The sequence below is a fragment of the Citrobacter sp. S46_ASV_140 genome (assembly GCF_018919545.1).
Taxonomy (GTDB): domain Bacteria; phylum Pseudomonadota; class Gammaproteobacteria; order Enterobacterales; family Enterobacteriaceae; genus Citrobacter; species Citrobacter braakii.
In genome coordinates this window covers 19,243-37,550 of record NZ_JAHLRC010000039.1, presented here as the reverse complement: position 1 = coordinate 37,550, position 18,308 = coordinate 19,243, and the positions used below count along the sequence as shown (strand labels likewise).

Here is an 18,308-nt window from a genome sequence, read left to right as displayed (position 1 = left end):
CGGCATCATTGATTTTGTACCAACGAATCTCTGCAGACTTAAGATTCTGACCAGAAGCGACAGCTTTGTATAAATACGGGCTGGAGTAGTCAAACTCTTTGACGATCATCATCGGTGAATGTTGGCGTGTGCCTGTTGGCTTGCCTGTACCGTTATCAGTGGGAATAGACAAATTGTGATGAAAGCCTTTAAATTCAATACTGTATTCTCTTCCCTTTACATCACACCCGCCCTTAATCAGCGCACCACCATCGTCATAAATCCACATATTGCCCGGAATCGCCATTTTCCTTTTCCCTCTTTCCATTAGAAATAACCACCAAAAGACTACACCTGTAATTATCGCAAGTAAATTAGTTGCAGTTGTAATTATTTCAATTTTCCCACTACACAATTCCACATATCGTAGAGGTTTACCGCACTCCTTCCCCGCTTTACACTAGGCGCGAAATTAATACAGAGGTGGGAATGAACGATTACAAAATGACGCCCGGTGAGTTGCGCGCCACCTGGGGTTTAGGGACCGTATTCTCGTTGCGCATGCTTGGCATGTTTATGGTTCTGCCGGTTCTGACCACGTACGGTATGGCGCTACAGGGTGCCAGTGAAGCGCTAATTGGCCTTGCCATTGGCATTTATGGTCTGGCGCAAGCCGTTTTCCAGATCCCCTTTGGTCTGCTTTCAGACCGCATCGGTCGTAAGCCGCTTATCGTCGGCGGGCTGGCGGTGTTCGTTCTCGGCAGCGTGATTGCCGCCCTCTCCGATTCAATCTGGGGCATTATTCTCGGTCGCGCTTTGCAAGGCTCTGGCGCGATTGCCGCCGCCGTGATGGCGCTGCTTTCCGACTTAACCCGTGAGCAAAACCGTACCAAAGCGATGGCGTTTATCGGCGTCAGCTTTGGTATCACCTTCGCCATTGCGATGGTGCTAGGACCGATCGTTACCCATGCGCTGGGGCTACACGCGCTGTTCTGGATGATTGCAGCTCTTGCAACCACCGGTATCGTGCTGACTATTTGGGTCGTTCCCAATAGCACCAGCCACATGCTGAACCGCGAATCTGGCATGGTAAAAGACAGCTTCAGCAAAGTGCTGGCGGAGCCCAAACTGCTCAAGCTTAACTTTGGCATCATGTGTCTGCACATTTTGTTGATGTCCACTTTCGTCGCCTTACCGGGCCAACTGGCGAAAGCCGGTTTCCCCGCCGCAGAACACTGGAAAATTTATCTGGTGACGATGCTGCTGTCCTTTGTTTCCGTGGTGCCGTTCATCATTTACGCAGAAGTGAAGCGGCGGATGAAGCGCGTATTCCTCGCCTGCGTGTTACTGATCCTTATCGCAGAGATTGTATTGTGGAGCGCTAACGTGCGTTTTTGGGGGCTGATTGCAGGCGTTCAGATATTCTTCCTCGCCTTCAACCTGATGGAGGCCCTCCTCCCCTCGCTTATCAGCAAAGAGTCTCCGGCTGGCTATAAAGGCACGGCGATGGGCGTTTACTCCACCAGCCAGTTTCTTGGCGTGGCGATTGGCGGTTCGCTCGGCGGTTGGGTGGTCGAAATGTTTGATGGTCAGGCGGTATTCCTGGCCGGCGCGCTTCTGGCGGCAGTTTGGTTGTTGGTGGCAAGCACAATGAAAGAGCCGCCGTATGTCAGTAGCCTGCGAGTGGAAATCCCACCTGAGATTGCCGCAGATGACACCCTTAAGCAGCGTCTGCTGGCTAAAGAAGGGATAAGCGAAGTGTTAATTGTAGCGAAAGAGCATTCGGCTTACGTGAAAATCGACAGCAAAGTGACGAATCGATTTGAGGTTGAACAGGCCATCAGTCAGGCGTGAAGAGTGCCAGATGGCGACTATCGTTTGAGCCGGCCTACAAATAGCGTGTGCAACCTGTAGGCCGGATAAGCGTAGCGCCATCAGGCATTACGACTTAATCGCGGAAGTTCTTAAACTGGAACGGCTGGCCGAGATCGCCGCCGCGAACCAGCGCCATAACGGATTGCAGATCGTCACGCGCCTTGCCGGTCACGCGGATTTCTTCGCCCTGAATTTGCGCCTGCACCTTCAGTTTGCTGTCTTTGATCAGCTTAACGATTTTCTTTTGCACCGCGCTTTCAATGCCCTGTTTCAGCTTAGCTTCAACAAACCAGGTTTTACCGCTGTGCACGAAGGTTTCTGGTACGTCCAACGAAGTGCCTTCAATACCACGTTTCAGCAGCTTGGCACGTAAAATATCCAGCAACTGATTGACCTGGAAATCAGACTCGCTTAGCACCTTAATCGTCTTATTCGACTCGTTCAGCTCAAAAGTCGCTTCAACGCCACGAAAATCAAAGCGTGACTCCACTTCGCGGCTGGCGTTATCTACCGCGTTACGGGCTTCCTGAAGATCAACTTCAGAAACAATATCGAAAGATGGCATCTTTTCCTCTCCCTTCATTTTTGATGCGAAGCATAATACCTGCAAAGTTACACAACAGACAGCGCTATACTAGGCTGTATCCTTTAATTGTACGTGGTACTGATACCTGCGAACAATAATGGGGTACGGCCGATATGGATTAACACCTGGTGATGTTGCAGGTGAGGAGGAAGAATGAAAATTACCGTACTGGGATGTGGAGCGTTAGGACAGCTTTGGCTAACCACGCTGTGCAAACATGGACATGAGGTTCAGGGGTGGCTACGCGTACCGCAACCCTATTGCAGCGTTAACCTGATCGACACGGATGGGTCAGTATTCAATGAATCCCTGACGGCAAACGACCCCGATTTTTTGGCGAAAAGCGACCTGTTGCTTGTCACTCTGAAAGCCTGGCAGGTTTCTGATGCGGTCAAAGGCCTGGCCTCCATTCTGCCTGACACCACTCCCATTCTGCTGATTCACAACGGTATGGGGACGATTGAAGAGTTGCATAACATTAAGCAACCTCTGCTGATGGGCACCACAACCCACGCGGCACGCCGTGACGGCAACGTGATCATTCATGTCGCTCAGGGAACAACAAGGATTGGTCCGGCGCGTGAACAAGACGGTGATTTCAGTTATCTGGCTGAAGTCCTGCAAGAGGTGCTGCCGGACGTCGCCTGGCACAACAATATTCGCGCTGAGTTGTGGCGCAAGCTGGCCGTCAACTGCGTCATTAACCCGCTGACCGCATTATGGGATTGCTCGAATGGAGAGTTACGCCATCATCCTGAAAAAATAGCACTCATCTGCGAGGAGGTGGCGGCGGTCATTGAACGCGAAGGCCACCACACATCAGCAGATGATTTACGCTATTATGTTGAGCAAGTGATTGACAGTACGGCGGAAAATATCTCATCAATGCTGCAAGACATACATGCCCTGCGCCATACTGAGATCGACTACATTACCGGTTATTTGTTAAAACGCGCCCGCGCGCACGGCATCGCCGTCCCGGAAAATGCCCGCCTGTTTGAAATGGTTAAGAGAAAGGAAAGTGAGTATGAGCGCTCAAGCACTGGTATGTCTCGCCCCTGGTAGTGAAGAGACCGAAGCAGTCACCACTATCGATCTGCTGGTTCGCGGCGGAATTAAGGTCACGACCGCAAGCGTTGCCAGCGATGGCGGCCTGACGATCGTGTGCTCACGCGGCGTAAAACTACTGGCGGATGCACCATTAGTGGAAGTTGCTGACGGGGATTTCGACATTATCGTGCTGCCCGGCGGTATTAAAGGCGCCGAGTGTTTTCGCGACAGCCCTCTGCTTGTCGAAACCGTGAAACAGTTTCATCGCTCCGGGCGCATTGTCGCGGCAATTTGCGCCGCTGCCGCCACAGTCCTCGTCCCACACGATATTTTTCCCATCGGTAACATGACCGGTTTTCCGGCGCTGAAAGACAATATTCCCACTGACCAGTGGCAGGATAAGCGCGTCGTATGGGATCCGCGCGTCAATCTGTTAACCAGCCAGGGACCGGGAACCTCAATCGATTTCGGTTTAAAAATCATTGATCTCCTGGTGAGTCGCGAAAAGGCTTACGAAGTGGCATCACAACTGGTGATGGCTGCAGGAATTTATAACTACTACGAGTAATCTTCAGGCCACTCGCATTCAAGGAATTATGATGAAAGGATATCTGAGCGGAGTGGCTTTACTGCTCCTTTCCGGCTACGCCAGTGCGACTCAACTTGAAATTGAGAGCCTTGAGTATCGCTATCCCGCAAGCACTGAGATGCAATATCGCGTGCCGTGGTTTACCTCAACGGATAACCCACAGGTTGCAAAACGCATTAACGATTATATTTTCACAAGCTTTATCAATCAGCTACCGGGAAATAATCCACAAGCGACCGTGAATCAGTTTGCGAAATCAGAGATGAATCCCACCGCAAACCTTGACTACACGATTGAGTATCGCGACGCCAAAGTGTTGACCCTCAACATGTTTGTCGAAGGCTGCGGGGCGTATTGCGAGTCGTACAATGTACCGATCAGCTTCGATTTAGCCAACGGCGCGACAATTACCCTTAACGACCTCTTTTCCCGCTCCACGATGACCGAGTTGAACACCCGCATCAGAAAAGATATCCGCAGCCAAATTGATACCTTTGTTGTCGCACAGAAATCACAAAAGCCGGAGCAAATAAAAGAAGACGGTGGAGATTCTGGCTTTGCCGAATTCTACGTATCGTGTGCAACCTACACCGACGGTCTGTACTACATCGACAAATTCTCCCTGCAAAAAGACCATCTGGCTTTCCTGAACGGACGTTGTAGCAACCACGCCAATCGCGCGGGTGACGAACTGGGCGATTTCACCACGAAAATCCCGACCGTTGAACTGCATAATCAGCTCACGCCTTACGGCCAGTATCTGACTACCGCAAAGAGAACAACACCGGTTTCGCCAGCGCCCGGCATTGACGGCAAGGTGATGTACGGCACGTTGGGAAAAAGCATGCGTATTGTGTTGAAGGTCGACTGCAAATACAGTGATTTTTTTGAAGGGGCTTACTTTTACCAGAAATTTGGCGCACCAATTGAATTAAACGGTAAATGCGACACAGCCGACAATCAACATTATGTACTGAAGACCTCTGCCGCTGAACAATCGGAAGAGAAGATAACGCTGGAGTTAAAAGACGGCGTCTATCAGGGTGTCTGGGAGTCGAACGGGAAAAAGCTCCCCATCCGTTTTGAATAATATTGTTATATTGCCGGATGGCAGCGTAAACAATTTATCAGGCCTACAAAACATACCGCTTGCAGGCCTGATAAGCGCAGCACCCTCAGGCAAAAGTCACTACGGGCGATATACCTTCACGTTTTCAAAGCCCTGCTCGCGCAGATACAGCGCCTGCAGACGGCTCATCACCCCGCGTTCACACCACAGCAGCCAGGTTTTACTCTGGTCCAGATCGCCGAATTTGGTGCTCAGTTTGTAGAACGGCAGAGAAACGACGTCCACACCGTCAACCTTCAGCGGTTTGTCATCCTGTTCATCCACAGAGCGGATATCCAGAATCACATCGTTCGGGCCGAAGCCGCTCACGGTTTCCACTTCCACCACGGTCTGCTGCGTCTGCTGGGCGATATCACGAATATCGATATTGTTCGCTTCTTCAACCACTTTATCGAGGATAGAGAAATCGAAGTTTTCTTCTTCGGCCTCAATCTTCGCTTTAATCGCTTTCACCGTCGGGCTTTTTGAAATCACACCGCAGTATTCCGGCATGGTACGGGCAAAGTCCTCAGTACCAATTTCACGCGCCAGATTAATGATGTGCTCCTTATCATGGGAGATAAGCGGGCGCAGGATCAGGGTGTCAGAAACGTTATCGATCAGGCGCAGGTTGGTCAGCGTCTGGCTGGACACCTGGCCCAGCGCTTCACCGGTTACCAGCGCCTGTACGCCGTAGCGCTCAGCGACTTTCGACGCTGCACGAACCATCATACGTTTAAGGACCACGCCCATCTGACCGTCGTCGACTTTCTCCAGGATCTCGCCAACCACCGGCTCAAAGTTGATCGCGACAAAACGCACGCGATGCGAGCTACCAAAGCGGTTCCACAGATAATGCGCCACCTGACGAACGCCGATTTCATGCGCTGCGCCGCCGAGATTAAAGAAGCAGTAGTGCACACGGCAGCCGCGACGCATCAGCATATAGCTGGACACGCCGGAGTCGAAACCACCGGAAATCAGCGACAGTACATCTTCCTGCGTCCCGATCGGGAAACCGCCAATACCTTCATAGCGGCCTTTAACCAGCAGCAGACGGTCGTTTTCGATTTCAAGATTAACCGTCACGTCCGGCTTCGTCAGCTTCACGCGCGCGGATTCAATATGCTGGTTCAGTCCACCGCCAACATAGCGTTCCACCTCAATAGAGCTAAACTCATGCTTACCGCGACGCTTAACGCGTACGCAGAAGGTTTTGCCTTCCAGTTGATCGCGATACTGCACCAGCGCTTTCTCGAAAATATCGTGCATATCGGTAAACGGCACGTCTTCAACTTCGAGAATATGGTGGATCCCCGGAATACGGGTCAGCGCGTCACGAATATCCAGGCGCTGGCTTTCATCTTTAGCGCGAACCTCAACGTGGTCCCAGTGGCGGACAACGGCAAGGTCTTCATCATAGTGCTTTAAAACGTTACGAATGTTCCCTGTCAGAATTTTTATAAAGCGCAAACGCACAGATTGGCTTTTGATGGTGATTTCTGGGAACAATTTAATGATAAACTTCATGGCGGCAATGGTTCTTTGGCAAGTCTGAATGACTTGTAATGGAAAAAAATACAGCAGCCCATACCCTGCGGCTGCATCCAGGCGCGCAAGTATACCACCATCATGGTCATCCTGTGCACATCGCCTTACCATTGTGCGTTATTTGCTTATCAGTGCGAGTCCGTTACCATAGCCTTGTGCTGCCAATACAGAGAGTCAGACATTCATTATGCCGAAGAAAAATGAAGCGCCAGCCAGTTTTGAAACAGCGCTGAGCGACCTGGAACAGATTGTTACCCGTCTGGAAAGCGGCGACCTGCCGCTGGAAGAAGCGCTGAACGAATTTGAACGTGGCGTACAGTTAGCACGTCAGGGACAGGTCAAGTTGCAGCAGGCTGAACAGCGCGTACAAATCCTGCTGTCAGATACTGAAGACGCCGCCCTTACGCCTTTCACACCGGATAATGAGTAAATGGATTTTACGCAGCAGCTACAGGCTTGCGTTGAGCAGGCCAACCAGGCACTGAGCCGTTTTATCGCGCCATTGCCCTTTCAGAACACTCCCGTGGTCGAAACCATGCAATATGGCGCATTATTAGGCGGTAAACGTCTGCGCCCGTTTCTGGTGTATGCGACCGGTCAGATGTTTGGCGTCAGCCTGAGTACGCTTGATGCTCCCGCTGCCGCCGTCGAGTGTATCCATGCCTATTCGCTGATGCACGATGACTTACCCGCGATGGACGACGATGACCTGCGCCGCGGTCTGCCGACCTGCCACGTAAAATTTGGCGAGGCTAATGCGATCCTGGCCGGAGATGCGCTACAGACGCTGGCGTTCTCCATTATCAGCGACGCCCCGATGCCGGAAGTTTCTGACCGTGACCGCATCGCGATGATCTCTGAACTGGCCCAGGCCAGCGGTATCGCCGGTATGTGCGGCGGTCAGGCGTTGGATCTGGACGCTGAAGGCCATCAGGTAGAATTGGATGCGCTGGAGCGTATTCACCGCCATAAAACCGGGGCATTGATTCGCGCCGCCGTGCGTCTGGGTGCGTTAAGCGCTGGCGATAAAGGTCGAGAATGCCTGGCAATACTCGACAAGTACGCAGAAAGCATCGGTCTGGCCTTCCAGGTTCAGGATGACATCCTGGATGTGGTAGGCGATACTGCAACATTGGGTAAACGTCAGGGTGCTGACCAGCAGCTTGGCAAAAGTACCTATCCTGCACTTCTGGGTCTTGAGCAAGCCCAGAATAAAGCCCGGGATTTAATTGAGGATGCCCGCCAGTCGCTAAGTTTGCTGGCCGCACAGTCACTCGATACCTCGGCACTGGAAGCGCTAGCGGACTACATAATCCAGCGTGATAAATAAACCAACATATCCCATGAGCTTGCGATGAGTTTTGATATAGCCAAATACCCGACCCTGGCGCTGGTCGACTCCACTCAGGAGTTACGCCTGCTGCCAAAAGAGAGCCTGCCAAAGCTTTGCGACGAACTGCGCCGCTATTTGCTCGACAGCGTAAGCCGTTCCAGCGGGCACTTCGCCTCTGGTCTGGGCACGGTGGAACTCACCGTAGCGCTGCACTACGTCTACAACACCCCGTTTGACCAGTTAATCTGGGATGTGGGACATCAGGCTTACCCGCACAAAATTCTGACCGGCCGCCGCGATAAAATCGGCACCATTCGGCAGAAAGGCGGTTTGCATCCATTCCCATGGCGCGGTGAGAGCGAATATGACGTACTGAGCGTAGGGCACTCCTCAACCTCCATCAGCGCAGGTATCGGTATTGCGGTTGCCGCCGAGAAAGAAGGCAAGGAACGCCGTACCGTTTGTGTGATTGGGGACGGTGCGATCACCGCAGGCATGGCGTTTGAAGCGATGAACCACGCGGGTGATATTAAGCCCGACATGCTGGTTATCCTCAACGACAACGAAATGTCGATTTCAGAGAACGTCGGCGCGCTGAACAATCACCTGGCGCAACTGCTCTCTGGCAAACTCTACTCCTCGCTGCGCGAAGGCGGGAAGAAAGTGTTCTCCGGTGTACCACCGATTAAAGAACTGCTCAAACGTACCGAAGAGCACATCAAAGGCATGGTTGTACCGGGTACGCTGTTTGAAGAGCTGGGCTTTAACTATATTGGTCCGGTGGACGGTCACGATGTGCTGGGGCTTATCACCACGCTTAAGAACATGCGCGATCTCAAAGGTCCACAGTTCCTGCACATCATGACCAAAAAAGGTCGTGGCTACGAGCCTGCGGAAAAAGATCCGATTACGTTCCACGCGGTACCAAAATTCGATCCATCCAGCGGATGTCTGCCGAAAAGCAGCGGCGGCCTGCCGAGCTATTCAAAGATCTTCGGTGACTGGCTGTGTGAGACCGCGGCGAAAGACAATAAGCTGATGGCGATCACCCCGGCGATGCGCGAAGGCTCCGGTATGGTGGAGTTCTCACGTAAGTTCCCGGACCGCTACTTTGATGTGGCGATTGCCGAGCAGCACGCGGTGACGTTTGCGGCCGGTCTGGCGATTGGCGGTTATAAGCCGGTCGTGGCTATTTACTCCACCTTCCTGCAGCGCGCTTACGATCAGGTACTGCATGATGTCGCCATCCAGAAACTGCCGGTCCTGTTCGCCGTCGATCGGGCGGGTATCGTTGGCGCAGATGGACAAACCCACCAAGGGGCGTTCGACCTCTCTTTCCTGCGCTGTATCCCGGAAATGGTCATTATGACCCCAAGCGATGAGAACGAATGTCGCCAGATGCTGTTCACCGGCTATCACTACAACGACGGTCCAACGGTCGTACGTTATCCGCGCGGTAACGCGGTGGGTGTTGAGCTGGCGCCGCTGGAACATCTGCCAATCGGCAAAGGCATCGTGAAGCGTCACGGGGAGAAAGTGGCGATTCTCAACTTCGGCACCCTAATGCCGGAAGCCGCTCAGGTCGCAGAGTCACTGAACGCCACGCTGGTTGATATGCGCTTTGTGAAACCGTTGGATGAAACGTTGATCCTCGAAATGGCAGCCCAACACGAGGTGCTGGTCACCCTCGAAGAGAATGCCATTATGGGCGGCGCTGGTAGCGGCGTAAACGAAGTGCTGATGGCCCATCGCAAGCCTGTTCCGGTGCTGAACATTGGCCTGCCTGACTTCTTCATCCCGCAGGGGACTCAGGACGAGGCTCGCGCCGAACTGGGACTTAATGCCGCCGGAATTGAGGCCAAAATCAAGGCCTGGCTGGCATAATCCCCTCCCCGCTCCTGCTATGCTTAACTCATCACGAGCATAGCAGGAGTGGATTAATGAAATACAACACCTTAGGAAAAACCGACCTACGGGTCTCCCGCCTTTGCCTGGGTTGCATGACGTTTGGCGAGCCCAATCGCGGCAATCACGCCTGGACGCTACCTGAAGAAAGCAGCCGCCCGATAATCAAACACGCTCTTGAAGGCGGCATTAACTTTTTTGATACCGCCAACAGCTACTCCGCTGGTAGCAGCGAAGAGATTGTCGGCCGCGCGCTGCGTGATTTCGCCCGCCGCGAAGAGGTCGTGGTCGCCACCAAGGTTTTTCACCAGGTTGATGATTTAGCGGAAGGATTATCCCGCGCACAAATCTTGCGCTCAATCGACGATAGCCTCAGACGCCTGGGTATGGACTATGTGGACATCCTGCAAATTCACCGCTGGGATTACAATACGCCTATCGAAGAAACGCTGGAAGCCCTTAACGACGTAGTGAAAGCCGGTAAAGCTCGCTATATTGGCGCCTCATCCATGCACGCGTCTCAGTTTGCTCAGGCGCTGGCCTTACAGAAACAACACGGCTGGGCGCAGTTCGTTAGCATGCAGGATCACTACAACCTGATCTACCGTGAGGAAGAACGCGAAATGCTGCCGCTTTGCTATCAGGAAGGCGTCGCGGTGATCCCATGGAGTCCGCTAGCGCGTGGTCGCCTGACGCGCCCCTGGGGAGAAACGACCGCACGTCTGGTTTCTGATGAAGTCGGTAAAAATTTATACAGTGACAGCGATGAAAACGACGCGCAAATTGCCGCGCGGCTGACCGGTGTCAGTGAGGAATTAGGCGTAACGCGTGCGCAGGTTGCGCTAGCCTGGCTGCTGAGCAAACCGGGGGTGGCAGCGCCGATTATTGGCACTTCGCGCGAGGAACAGCTGGATGAGTTACTTAATGCGGTGGATTTGACGCTGAAGCCGGAGCAGATTGCCGAGCTGGAAACGCCGTACAAACAGCATACGGTGGTCGGATTTAAATAATCTAGCATTGCCCGATGGCGCTGCGCTTATCGGGCCTACGAAACCGCCATCGTGTTTCCAGGCCGGATAAGGCGTTTACGCTGCCATCCGGCAAACCTATTTAAATGATCCCTACCGGCCAGTGATGGCCGATAAAATACAAAATTCCGGCGGAGAGTATTCCGGCCACAATATCATCAATCATGATCCCCGTACCGCCATGCACGTTGCGATCGAACCAACGGATCGGCCACGGCTTCCACATATCCAGTATACGGAAAATCACAAATCCGGCGGCAACCCACCGCCAGTCGTGGGTCGGCAGCGCCATCAGGGTTATCCACATCCCGACAAACTCGTCCCAGACAATGCTACCGTGATCGTGCACGCCCATATCTTTCGCCGTTTGATGGCACAGATAAACGCCGATACAGATAGACAACATGACCACCAGTGAATAAAGCTGCCACGGCAGAAACGTCATTAAATACCAAAAAGGGATCGCCGCCAGCGATCCCATCGTGCCTGGAACAATTGGGCTCAGCCCGCTGCCAAAACCGGTGGCCAACAGGTGCCACGGATTGCGCATACTCAGGCGACTTTTGGCGACATCTTTTTTAAGGCGCGGCAAAATGGTCATATCCTTTCCAGTCGAACGTGACGGGTTTTCCGTCGCGCGTAAAGTGAATGCCTTCCACGTCCGCGCTCATCTGCCCAATGCAGGTAAACGATGCGCCGAGATTCCCCAGCGCCACGTCCAGTGCGCCACGGTTAATTTCCGGTACGGTAAAGCATAACTCATAATCTTCACCACCCGAAAGCGCCCAGCGCAGGGCTTGTTCCGGCTCAACGTGTTGGGCAAATGCCGTGGAGTATGGCAACGCATCGACGTTAACCCGCGCCCCACAGCCGCAGGCATTGACGATATGCCCCAGATCGGAAATCAGGCCGTCGGAAATATCGATAGCCGCACTGGCCAGATCGCGCAGAGCTTGTCCCTGCAAAATACGCGGTGTTGGACGCAGATGACGTTTAAGCAGATAGTCTGCGTCTTTTGCATCAGCCACCTGCAAGCGATCCTGCAAAATCGCCAGCCCGGCCGCGCTGTCGCCCGGCGTACCGGTCACATAAATCCAGTCCCCCGGTTTCGCACCGGAGCGTTTTAAGGCCCGTCCAACAGGGACGTAGCCGTGGATACCCAGCGTCATCGACAGTGGCCCACGCGTGGTGTCACCACCTATCAGCTGCATATCATAGTAATTGAGGAGTTCAAACAGGCCATCGCTGAAGGCTTCAAGCCAGGCTTCGTCGACGTCAGGCAGCGTGAGCGCCAGCGTCAGCCACGCAGGATCGGCTCCCATCGCCGCCAGATCGCTCAAATTCACCGCCAGCGCTTTCCAGGCGAGATCGGTGGGATCAATGTCGGGGAGGAAGTGGTTGCCTGCCACCAGCGTATCAGTGCTGATCGCCAGCGTTTGTTTTTCAGGGATGTTCAGAAGTGCGCAATCGTCACCAATACCGGTTTCGACATCAAGACGAGACGTTCTTACGCGGTCAAAATAACGGGCAATCAGGGAAAATTCGCCGCATGCCATACGTTATGCCTCAGCAGAAAAAAAAGAAAAAGCCGGGGGCAGCGGAAACAAGTTCCACCATCCAGCCGGCCTCGGGATTACTTTTTGTTGGGGCGAATCACAGGTGCTGCTTTATCCAGTACGCCGTTCACGAATTTATGGCTGTCTTCAGCGCCGAAGGTTTTCGCCAGTTCAATCGCTTCGTTGATGGCCACTTTGTACGGCACATCACTACGTTTAGACAGTTCAAACAGCGCAATACGCAGCACGGCTTTTTCTACCTGACCCAGCTCTTCCAACAAACGAGACAGATAAGGCTTCATTAATCCATCCAGGTACGCGCTGTTAGTCGCCACCCCGGACAGCAGTTCACGGAAATACAGAACGTCGACATCTTTTACGTCCTGTTCCGCCAGGAACTGGTATTCAACATCAGCGATGTCGTTCTGGGACAACTGCCAGGAGTAGAGCGCCTGGACGGCACACTCACGGGCGCGGCGACGAGCAGCAGGTTTCACGGATTTCCCCTTACAAAAATCAGGCCTTGATGGCTTTCAATACATTAATCATTTCAAGTGCAGTCAGTGCAGCTTCTGCGCCTTTGTTGCCGGCTTTAGTGCCAGCACGTTCGATGGCTTGTTCAATACTTTCGGTGGTCAGAACACCGAAGGCTACCGGAATGCCACTGTCCTGAGCGACATGCGCCAGGCCATTGCTTGCACCGCCAGCCACATATTCGAAGTGCGCGGTACCACCACGAATCACCGTACCTAACGCAATCACCGCGTCGTATTTACCGGCTTTTGCAAGTACTGAGGCTGCCAGCGGCAGCTCATACGCGCCCGGAACCCAAACGACGGTAATGTTTTCATCTTTAACCTGACCAATACGTTTCAGGGCGTCGATCGCACCTTCCAGCAGGCTGTCATTGATAAAGTTGTTGAAACGCGCAATGGTGATGGCGACGCGAGCGTCCGGGGTAGCAACGTTAGCTTCAATAATGTTCATATTCTTCCTTCGGATTCACTGGACCCCGCAGGGGGGCGGATTTTATCATAATAATCTGTGCGCTGCTTCCCTTTCGAACCGGGAGATCATGCGCCCACTAAATGCAGGCAAAGGTCCGGACCTACATGGCGTATTTCGTTGAATTTGAAATGGGGGGCGTCAGCCAGTTTCTCAAGGCCTGGAAGCACACATAATCCTCGTGCATCGCTGCCTAACAGTTTAGGCGCAACATACACGATTAGCTCATCGACCAGACCGGCCTGTAATAACGCGCCCGCAAGCGTTGGACCTGCTTCAACCCAAATGCTGTTAATTTGCTGCTTGCCCAGTTGCATCATCAGCACCACCAGATCCAGATGTCCGTTATGTTCCGGCACCTTCAGACTGCGCACCGTCTCCGGCCAACTACGAGGATCATCTTTTGTCCGGGCAATCCAGGTTTCTCCAGGCTGTTGCACAATACGGTGTTCCGGCGTGACCTGATTCTGGCTATCAACAACAATGCGGATAGGCTGGCGCAGATTTTCCTGCGGGTAACTCGCCTGGGTTGACTCCCCAAGTTCCGACCAACGCACGGTAAGCTGAGGGTCGTCAGCCAACACCGTAGCGCTGCTGGTTAAGATGGCGTGGCTTTGCGCCCGTAATCGTTGCACATCGCGACGCGCCTGTGGCGAGGTTATCCACTGGCTTTCACCACTGGCCATCGCCGTACGCCCATCAAGCGACGCACCAAGTTTAAGCTGCACGTAGGGGAATCCCGTACGCATACGCTTGAGAAAGCCTTTATTAAGCTGCTCAACCTCGCTCATCATCAGCCCGTGACTGACGTCAATGCCCGCCTGCTGCAAACGGTAGAGACCACGACCGGCTACCTGCGGATTGGGATCCTGCATCGCTGCAACCACACGTGACACGCCTGCGGCAATCAGCGCATCGCAGCACGGGGGGGTACGACCATGATGGCTGCAGGGTTCAAGCGTTACATAGGCAGTCGCCCCTTGCGCTTTTTCTCCAGCCATGCGCAGAGCGTGGACTTCGGCATGCGGTTCACCCGCGCGGTGATGATACCCTTCACCGACGATCTCCCCATCTTTGACAATCACGCAGCCCACGTTGGGATTGGGGTGAGTGGTAAAACGTCCGCGTGCAGCAAGCTTCAGCGCGCGCGCCATGTACAATTCATCCTGCATGGCTTAGTCCTGTAGGCGAGCAATCTCTTCGCCAAATTCTTTGATATCTTCGAAACTCCGGTAAACCGAGGCAAAGCGGATGTAGGCGACTTTATCGAGTTTTTTCAACTGCTCCATCACCAGGTTGCCGATCATCTTGCTCGGCACCTCACGCTCGCCAGTCGCACGCAGTTGTGATTTGATATGGTTCAACGCCATTTCGACGTCATCTGAGCTGACCGGACGTTTCTCAAGCGCTCTGAGCATGCCGCTGCGCAGCTTATCTTCATTAAAGGGTTCACGCACATCGTTGCTTTTCACAACGCGTGGCATGACAAGTTCAGCCACTTCAAAAGTGGTGAAACGTTCGTTACAGACCAGACACTGCCGACGGCGGCGTACTGAGGAGCCCTCGCCTACAAGACGAGAGTCAATTACCTTAGTGTCTACGGCGAAACAGAATGGGCAATGCATACGGCGTCCTGTCCTCAGTGGTTAACAGAAATCTATTTTACCCTGAACTGGCGTGACAACAAAGGCGCAGCGCTTTTGAGACAAAGGATCGATGCCTTCGTGCTCGGTGCGCACTACCATTATGCTATCGCGACAATGAAGGAAGTAATCACAATGACAAGACGTTACCTAAGAATTCTCCTGGTGGGAAGTCTCTTTAGTCTTAGCGCATGCGCACAGCAAAGCGAAGTACGCCAGATGCATCAAAGCGTTAGCACGTTGAATAAAGAGATGACACAGCTAAATCAGGAAACGGTAAAAATTACACAACAAAATATGTTGAATGCCAAATCAACCAGCGGAGCCTATCTGCTGCCGGGTTCCAATACACCAGCCCGACTGGACAGCCAGATTGGCATGTTACGGATGTCACTTGTCAATATTGCGCCGAACGCCGACGGCACGCGGCTCACATTACGTATTCAGGGTGAATCCACTACGCCTTTACCCGCCTTTAGCGCCACCGTCGAGTATGGACAAATTCAGGGCACCACGGATAACTATCAGGAAGCGAACGTTCAGAACCAATTGGTAACTGCCCCGGCAAGTATCCTTGCTCCCAGCGACGTAGACATTCCGTTGCAAATAAATGGCCTCTCTCCGGACCAGTTAGGATTTGTTCGTATCCACGACATCCAGCCTGTTAATCAATAAACTTTTTTGCGGGACGTTTTGTGCGTTCCGCAACATCACTCCGGCCCGTTTTGTTACTCACCTGACATAACCGATATTTCTGGTAAAACTTGGCAACATTCATGGGAGCCAGTACAATTCGCCGCCTAAAGTGAGCAAACGTGAACGCAATCGATTACGTAAATGATAGAACTGTGAAACAACACATATTTTTGTGAACAATGATTTTTATAATAGGCTCCGAAGAAACACGAAATATTTAGAAACGCAATTTGCGCCTTTTTCACTCCCGAAAGGGATTTCAAACAGTGGCATACATATGAAAAAAACATTACTTGCAGCCGGTGCAGTGCTGGCGCTCTCCTCGTCTTTTACTGCCAACGCTGCAGAAAATGACAAACCGCAATATCTGTCCGACTGGTGGCACCAGAGCGTCAACGTAGTGGGAAGCTACCACACCCGTTTCTCCCCGAAACTGAACAATGACGTGTATCTGGAATACGAAGCGTTTGCCAAAAAAGACTGGTTTGACTTCTATGGCTACATCGATATTCCGAAAACCTTCGACTGGGGTAACGGCAACGATAAAGGCATCTGGTCTGACGGTTCCCCGCTGTTTATGGAAATCGAACCGCGTTTCTCCATCGATAAACTGACCGGTGCTGACCTGAGCTTTGGTCCGTTCAAAGAATGGTATTTCGCCAACAACTACATCTACGATATGGGTGATAACAAAGCCAGCCGCCAGAGCACCTGGTATATGGGTCTGGGTACCGATATCGATACCGGTCTGCCGATGGGTCTGTCCCTGAACGTGTATGCTAAATACCAGTGGCAGAACTATGGCGCATCCAACGAAAACGAGTGGGATGGCTACCGTTTCAAAGTGAAATACTTTGTGCCGATCACCCAGGTTTGGGGCGGCCAACTGACCTACATCGGCTTCACCAACTTCGACTGGGGCTCCGATTTGGGTGATGATCCGAACCGCACCAGCAACTCTATCGCTTCCAGCCACGTCCTGGCGCTGAACTACGATCACTGGCACTACTCCGTAGTAGCGCGTTACTTCCATAACGGCGGCCAGTGGAAAGGTGGAGATACTCTGAACTGGGGCGAAGGCGACTTCAGCGCGAAATCTACCGGTTGGGGTGGTTACCTGGTCGTAGGTTACAACTTCTAATCCTGCCAATTTATCGCAGACAAGCCAGCTTAACCGCTGGCTTTTTTATGGCTGGTCTTCACAGCGTACTTTACGTAAAAAGTCACTTAGCGAGCGATCTGCAGATTCACGAAAATGCCTGTCGAGCGGCGTGATCTTCAGACACCGATCAACACGAAAGCAGCGATAATCGTCACGTTTCTCACACCAGGCAACCAGCAACCAGTGCTCACCCCAGAAAAATAGCCCCAGCGGCTGAACGTCGCGCCAGGAGAGATTCCCGGACTCGTCGCGATAATGCAGCGCCAGCACCTGCTGCGCCGAAACCGCGCGATGTATGAGATCAAAAGCACTGCGTGAATGCGGCTGATTGCCAAAATCTGGCGCGAAAACCCGCGTTTGCTCGGCTCTGCGCCGACACTCTGGCGGCAATATCGCCAGCACTTTTTCCTGCGCGGATTCCAGCGCCTGTGAGAGTGAATCCCCACCCCATGTTTTCAGCAACCGAATCGCTACCATTAACGCTTCTGATTCGCGATGCGTTAACATCAACGGCGGCAGATCAAACCCCGCCATTAAGCGGTATCCACTGCCCACTTCTCCTTCAATGGGCACGCCGGATAAAGAGAGATCGCGGATATCGCGATAAATCGTCCGTTCAGAAACCTCAAGACGTTCTGCCAGCAGCGCCGCCGTGGTCACTCGCCTGCCACGCAGGATTTGTACAATCTGAAACAAGCGGTCGGCGCGTCTGGTCATTTTAATCCTCAGTCCTGAAAATATTACGCGGGTTGATGTAAACCAACGCGATTGCCTTCGCTGTCAGTAAACAGCGCAATAGTGCCAATATCCTGCCCCAGTTCGAGCGGACCAAACACGCACTGGCCGCCAGCGGTGGCGACGCGTTTAAGCGTTGCAGCCAAATCGTCCGTATGCAGATAAATAATAGCGCCCTGCGCTGAAGGCGTAATACCGTCAAATTTAGCCAGCGCCCCGCCGGGAGCGGGATCCTGATGTGGAAATACGGCCAGCTCCGCGCTGTCCATATTCTCACGACGCAAAGAAACCTGCATCACTGGCTCATAAAAAGCAATGGCGCGCTCCATTTGTGCCACGGGGATTTCAAACCAGCTAATTACGTTATTCATACTTCCTCCTGCCTGTGTGGGTAATCTCAGAAGGACTATAAGACAGGGCTACTGACAGCATACTGTCAGTAGTATGGCGACCGGAAAAGATAATGGACTGCTACCAAATCACAGGCAAAAAAAATCCCGACCTTGC

Annotated in this window: 21 protein-coding genes; 10 read left to right on the top strand and 11 right to left on the bottom strand. The window is 52.9% G+C overall.

The annotated features are described in order from the left end of the window. On the bottom strand, positions 1-286 hold a 286-nt coding region (locus KQJ19_RS12225), incomplete at its 3' end, for a type VI secretion system tube protein Hcp (RefSeq protein WP_216403696.1). Positions 287-468: 182 nt separating this feature from the next. Between KQJ19_RS12225 and KQJ19_RS12220 the strand changes: the two genes are divergently transcribed. Next, a complete protein-coding gene (locus KQJ19_RS12220; protein ID WP_049281996.1) occupies positions 469-1,833 on the top strand; it encodes an MFS transporter in 1,365 nt (454 codons plus the stop codon). Between the two features lie 94 nt (positions 1,834-1,927). On the opposite strand, the gene KQJ19_RS12215 is transcribed toward KQJ19_RS12220, so the two are convergent. Then, the gene (locus KQJ19_RS12215; protein WP_003831002.1) at positions 1,928-2,419 is read right to left on the bottom strand and encodes a YajQ family cyclic di-GMP-binding protein; all 492 of its coding nucleotides are present in this window, start codon (positions 2,417-2,419) and stop codon (positions 1,928-1,930) included. Positions 2,420-2,593: 174 nt separating this feature from the next. On the opposite strand from KQJ19_RS12215, the gene panE reads away from it, so the two are divergent. Genes panE through KQJ19_RS12200 form a run of 3 tightly spaced genes read left to right on the top strand, consistent with a single transcriptional unit; the run spans position 2,594 to position 5,169 of the window. Next, complete coding sequence (gene panE / locus KQJ19_RS12210) at positions 2,594-3,505, top strand: 2-dehydropantoate 2-reductase (RefSeq protein WP_047416891.1); 912 nt, start codon at positions 2,594-2,596, stop codon at positions 3,503-3,505. Continuing rightward, positions 3,468-4,058 (top strand): protein deglycase YajL, encoded by a 591-nt coding sequence (gene yajL / locus KQJ19_RS12205; RefSeq protein ID WP_016152043.1) that lies wholly within the window; start codon positions 3,468-3,470, stop codon positions 4,056-4,058. Before panE ends, yajL begins: the two co-directional genes overlap by 38 nt. A gap of 31 nt (positions 4,059-4,089) precedes the next feature. Further along, the gene (locus KQJ19_RS12200) at positions 4,090-5,169 is read left to right on the top strand and encodes a hypothetical protein (protein ID WP_049281997.1); all 1,080 of its coding nucleotides are present in this window, start codon (positions 4,090-4,092) and stop codon (positions 5,167-5,169) included. A gap of 99 nt (positions 5,170-5,268) precedes the next feature. Here the strand turns inward: KQJ19_RS12200 and thiI are convergent, their stop codons facing one another. Then, the gene (thiI, locus tag KQJ19_RS12195; RefSeq protein ID WP_005125147.1) at positions 5,269-6,717 is read right to left on the bottom strand and encodes a tRNA uracil 4-sulfurtransferase ThiI; all 1,449 of its coding nucleotides are present in this window, start codon (positions 6,715-6,717) and stop codon (positions 5,269-5,271) included. Between the two features lie 208 nt (positions 6,718-6,925). On the opposite strand from thiI, the gene xseB reads away from it, so the two are divergent. The 4 genes from xseB to yajO are packed head-to-tail and all read left to right on the top strand — an operon-like array spanning position 6,926 to position 10,986. After that, a complete protein-coding gene (xseB, locus tag KQJ19_RS12190; RefSeq protein ID WP_016152040.1) occupies positions 6,926-7,168 on the top strand; it encodes an exodeoxyribonuclease VII small subunit in 243 nt (80 codons plus the stop codon). Continuing rightward, positions 7,169-8,068, top strand: coding sequence for a (2E,6E)-farnesyl diphosphate synthase (gene ispA, locus KQJ19_RS12185; protein ID WP_016152039.1), 900 nt, complete (start codon positions 7,169-7,171; stop codon positions 8,066-8,068). A gap of 24 nt (positions 8,069-8,092) precedes the next feature. Beyond that, positions 8,093-9,955 (top strand): 1-deoxy-D-xylulose-5-phosphate synthase, encoded by a 1,863-nt coding sequence (gene dxs, locus KQJ19_RS12180; RefSeq protein ID WP_049281998.1) that lies wholly within the window; start codon positions 8,093-8,095, stop codon positions 9,953-9,955. A 56-nt stretch (positions 9,956-10,011) separates the two neighbouring features. Beyond that, positions 10,012-10,986 carry a 1-deoxyxylulose-5-phosphate synthase YajO gene (gene yajO / locus KQJ19_RS12175; protein ID WP_216403695.1) on the top strand — a complete coding sequence of 325 codons (975 nt, stop codon included), beginning with the start codon at positions 10,012-10,014 and terminating at the stop codon, positions 10,984-10,986. 100 nt (positions 10,987-11,086) lie between these two features. On the opposite strand, the gene pgpA is transcribed toward yajO, so the two are convergent. The 6 genes from pgpA to nrdR form a co-directional block, all read right to left on the bottom strand. Next, positions 11,087-11,605: a phosphatidylglycerophosphatase A gene (gene pgpA, locus KQJ19_RS12170; protein WP_049281999.1), complete on the bottom strand. Its 519-nt coding sequence runs from the start codon at positions 11,603-11,605 to the stop codon at positions 11,087-11,089. Further along, positions 11,583-12,560 carry a thiamine-phosphate kinase gene (thiL, locus tag KQJ19_RS12165; RefSeq protein WP_019076158.1) on the bottom strand — a complete coding sequence of 326 codons (978 nt, stop codon included), beginning with the start codon at positions 12,558-12,560 and terminating at the stop codon, positions 11,583-11,585. Before thiL ends, pgpA begins: the two co-directional genes overlap by 23 nt. A 77-nt stretch (positions 12,561-12,637) precedes the next feature. After that, a complete protein-coding gene (gene nusB / locus KQJ19_RS12160; protein WP_000801129.1) occupies positions 12,638-13,057 on the bottom strand; it encodes a transcription antitermination factor NusB in 420 nt (139 codons plus the stop codon). A gap of 19 nt (positions 13,058-13,076) precedes the next feature. After that, positions 13,077-13,547: a 6,7-dimethyl-8-ribityllumazine synthase gene (gene ribE / locus KQJ19_RS12155; RefSeq protein WP_049282000.1), complete on the bottom strand. Its 471-nt coding sequence runs from the start codon at positions 13,545-13,547 to the stop codon at positions 13,077-13,079. 86 nt (positions 13,548-13,633) lie between these two features. Continuing rightward, positions 13,634-14,737: a bifunctional diaminohydroxyphosphoribosylaminopyrimidine deaminase/5-amino-6-(5-phosphoribosylamino)uracil reductase RibD gene (gene ribD / locus KQJ19_RS12150; RefSeq protein ID WP_016152033.1), complete on the bottom strand. Its 1,104-nt coding sequence runs from the start codon at positions 14,735-14,737 to the stop codon at positions 13,634-13,636. Between the two features lie 3 nt (positions 14,738-14,740). Beyond that, positions 14,741-15,190: a transcriptional regulator NrdR gene (gene nrdR, locus KQJ19_RS12145; protein WP_016152032.1), complete on the bottom strand. Its 450-nt coding sequence runs from the start codon at positions 15,188-15,190 to the stop codon at positions 14,741-14,743. Positions 15,191-15,343: 153 nt separating this feature from the next. On the opposite strand from nrdR, the gene KQJ19_RS12140 reads away from it, so the two are divergent. Both KQJ19_RS12140 and KQJ19_RS12135 read left to right on the top strand, forming a co-directional pair. After that, positions 15,344-15,883 carry a DUF3251 domain-containing protein gene (locus KQJ19_RS12140; protein WP_029139433.1) on the top strand — a complete coding sequence of 180 codons (540 nt, stop codon included), beginning with the start codon at positions 15,344-15,346 and terminating at the stop codon, positions 15,881-15,883. Between the two features lie 298 nt (positions 15,884-16,181). Then, positions 16,182-17,045 (top strand): nucleoside-specific channel-forming protein Tsx, encoded by an 864-nt coding sequence (locus KQJ19_RS12135; RefSeq protein ID WP_003021561.1) that lies wholly within the window; start codon positions 16,182-16,184, stop codon positions 17,043-17,045. Positions 17,046-17,090: 45 nt separating this feature from the next. On the opposite strand, the gene KQJ19_RS12130 is transcribed toward KQJ19_RS12135, so the two are convergent. Next, a complete protein-coding gene (locus KQJ19_RS12130) occupies positions 17,091-17,783 on the bottom strand; it encodes a YafY family protein (protein ID WP_016155852.1) in 693 nt (230 codons plus the stop codon). A gap of 23 nt (positions 17,784-17,806) precedes the next feature. Next, positions 17,807-18,172: a VOC family protein gene (locus tag KQJ19_RS12125; RefSeq protein WP_016152028.1), complete on the bottom strand. Its 366-nt coding sequence runs from the start codon at positions 18,170-18,172 to the stop codon at positions 17,807-17,809. Between the last annotated feature and the right edge of the window lie 136 nt (positions 18,173-18,308).

Bases quoted from the DNA above. Each gene is read 5' to 3' on its own strand.
- KQJ19_RS12220 (WP_049281996.1), top strand. From the start codon at position 469: ATGAACGATTACAAAATGACGCCCGGTGAGTTGCGCGCCACCTGGGGT.
- KQJ19_RS12215 (WP_003831002.1), bottom strand. From the start codon at position 2,419: ATGCCATCTTTCGATATTGTTTCTGAAGTTGATCTTCAGGAAGCCCGT.
- panE (WP_047416891.1), top strand. From the start codon at position 2,594: ATGAAAATTACCGTACTGGGATGTGGAGCGTTAGGACAGCTTTGGCTA.
- yajL (WP_016152043.1), top strand. From the start codon at position 3,468: ATGAGCGCTCAAGCACTGGTATGTCTCGCCCCTGGTAGTGAAGAGACC.
- KQJ19_RS12200 (WP_049281997.1), top strand. From the start codon at position 4,090: ATGAAAGGATATCTGAGCGGAGTGGCTTTACTGCTCCTTTCCGGCTAC.
- thiI (WP_005125147.1), bottom strand. From the start codon at position 6,717: ATGAAGTTTATCATTAAATTGTTCCCAGAAATCACCATCAAAAGCCAA.
- xseB (WP_016152040.1), top strand. From the start codon at position 6,926: ATGCCGAAGAAAAATGAAGCGCCAGCCAGTTTTGAAACAGCGCTGAGC.
- ispA (WP_016152039.1), top strand. From the start codon at position 7,169: ATGGATTTTACGCAGCAGCTACAGGCTTGCGTTGAGCAGGCCAACCAG.
- dxs (WP_049281998.1), top strand. From the start codon at position 8,093: ATGAGTTTTGATATAGCCAAATACCCGACCCTGGCGCTGGTCGACTCC.
- yajO (WP_216403695.1), top strand. From the start codon at position 10,012: ATGAAATACAACACCTTAGGAAAAACCGACCTACGGGTCTCCCGCCTT.
- pgpA (WP_049281999.1), bottom strand. From the start codon at position 11,605: ATGACCATTTTGCCGCGCCTTAAAAAAGATGTCGCCAAAAGTCGCCTG.
- thiL (WP_019076158.1), bottom strand. From the start codon at position 12,560: ATGGCATGCGGCGAATTTTCCCTGATTGCCCGTTATTTTGACCGCGTA.
- ribE (WP_049282000.1), bottom strand. From the start codon at position 13,547: ATGAACATTATTGAAGCTAACGTTGCTACCCCGGACGCTCGCGTCGCC.
- ribD (WP_016152033.1), bottom strand. From the start codon at position 14,737: ATGCAGGATGAATTGTACATGGCGCGCGCGCTGAAGCTTGCTGCACGC.
- nrdR (WP_016152032.1), bottom strand. From the start codon at position 15,190: ATGCATTGCCCATTCTGTTTCGCCGTAGACACTAAGGTAATTGACTCT.
- KQJ19_RS12140 (WP_029139433.1), top strand. From the start codon at position 15,344: ATGACAAGACGTTACCTAAGAATTCTCCTGGTGGGAAGTCTCTTTAGT.
- KQJ19_RS12135 (WP_003021561.1), top strand. From the start codon at position 16,182: ATGAAAAAAACATTACTTGCAGCCGGTGCAGTGCTGGCGCTCTCCTCG.
- KQJ19_RS12130 (WP_016155852.1), bottom strand. From the start codon at position 17,783: ATGACCAGACGCGCCGACCGCTTGTTTCAGATTGTACAAATCCTGCGT.
- KQJ19_RS12125 (WP_016152028.1), bottom strand. From the start codon at position 18,172: ATGAATAACGTAATTAGCTGGTTTGAAATCCCCGTGGCACAAATGGAG.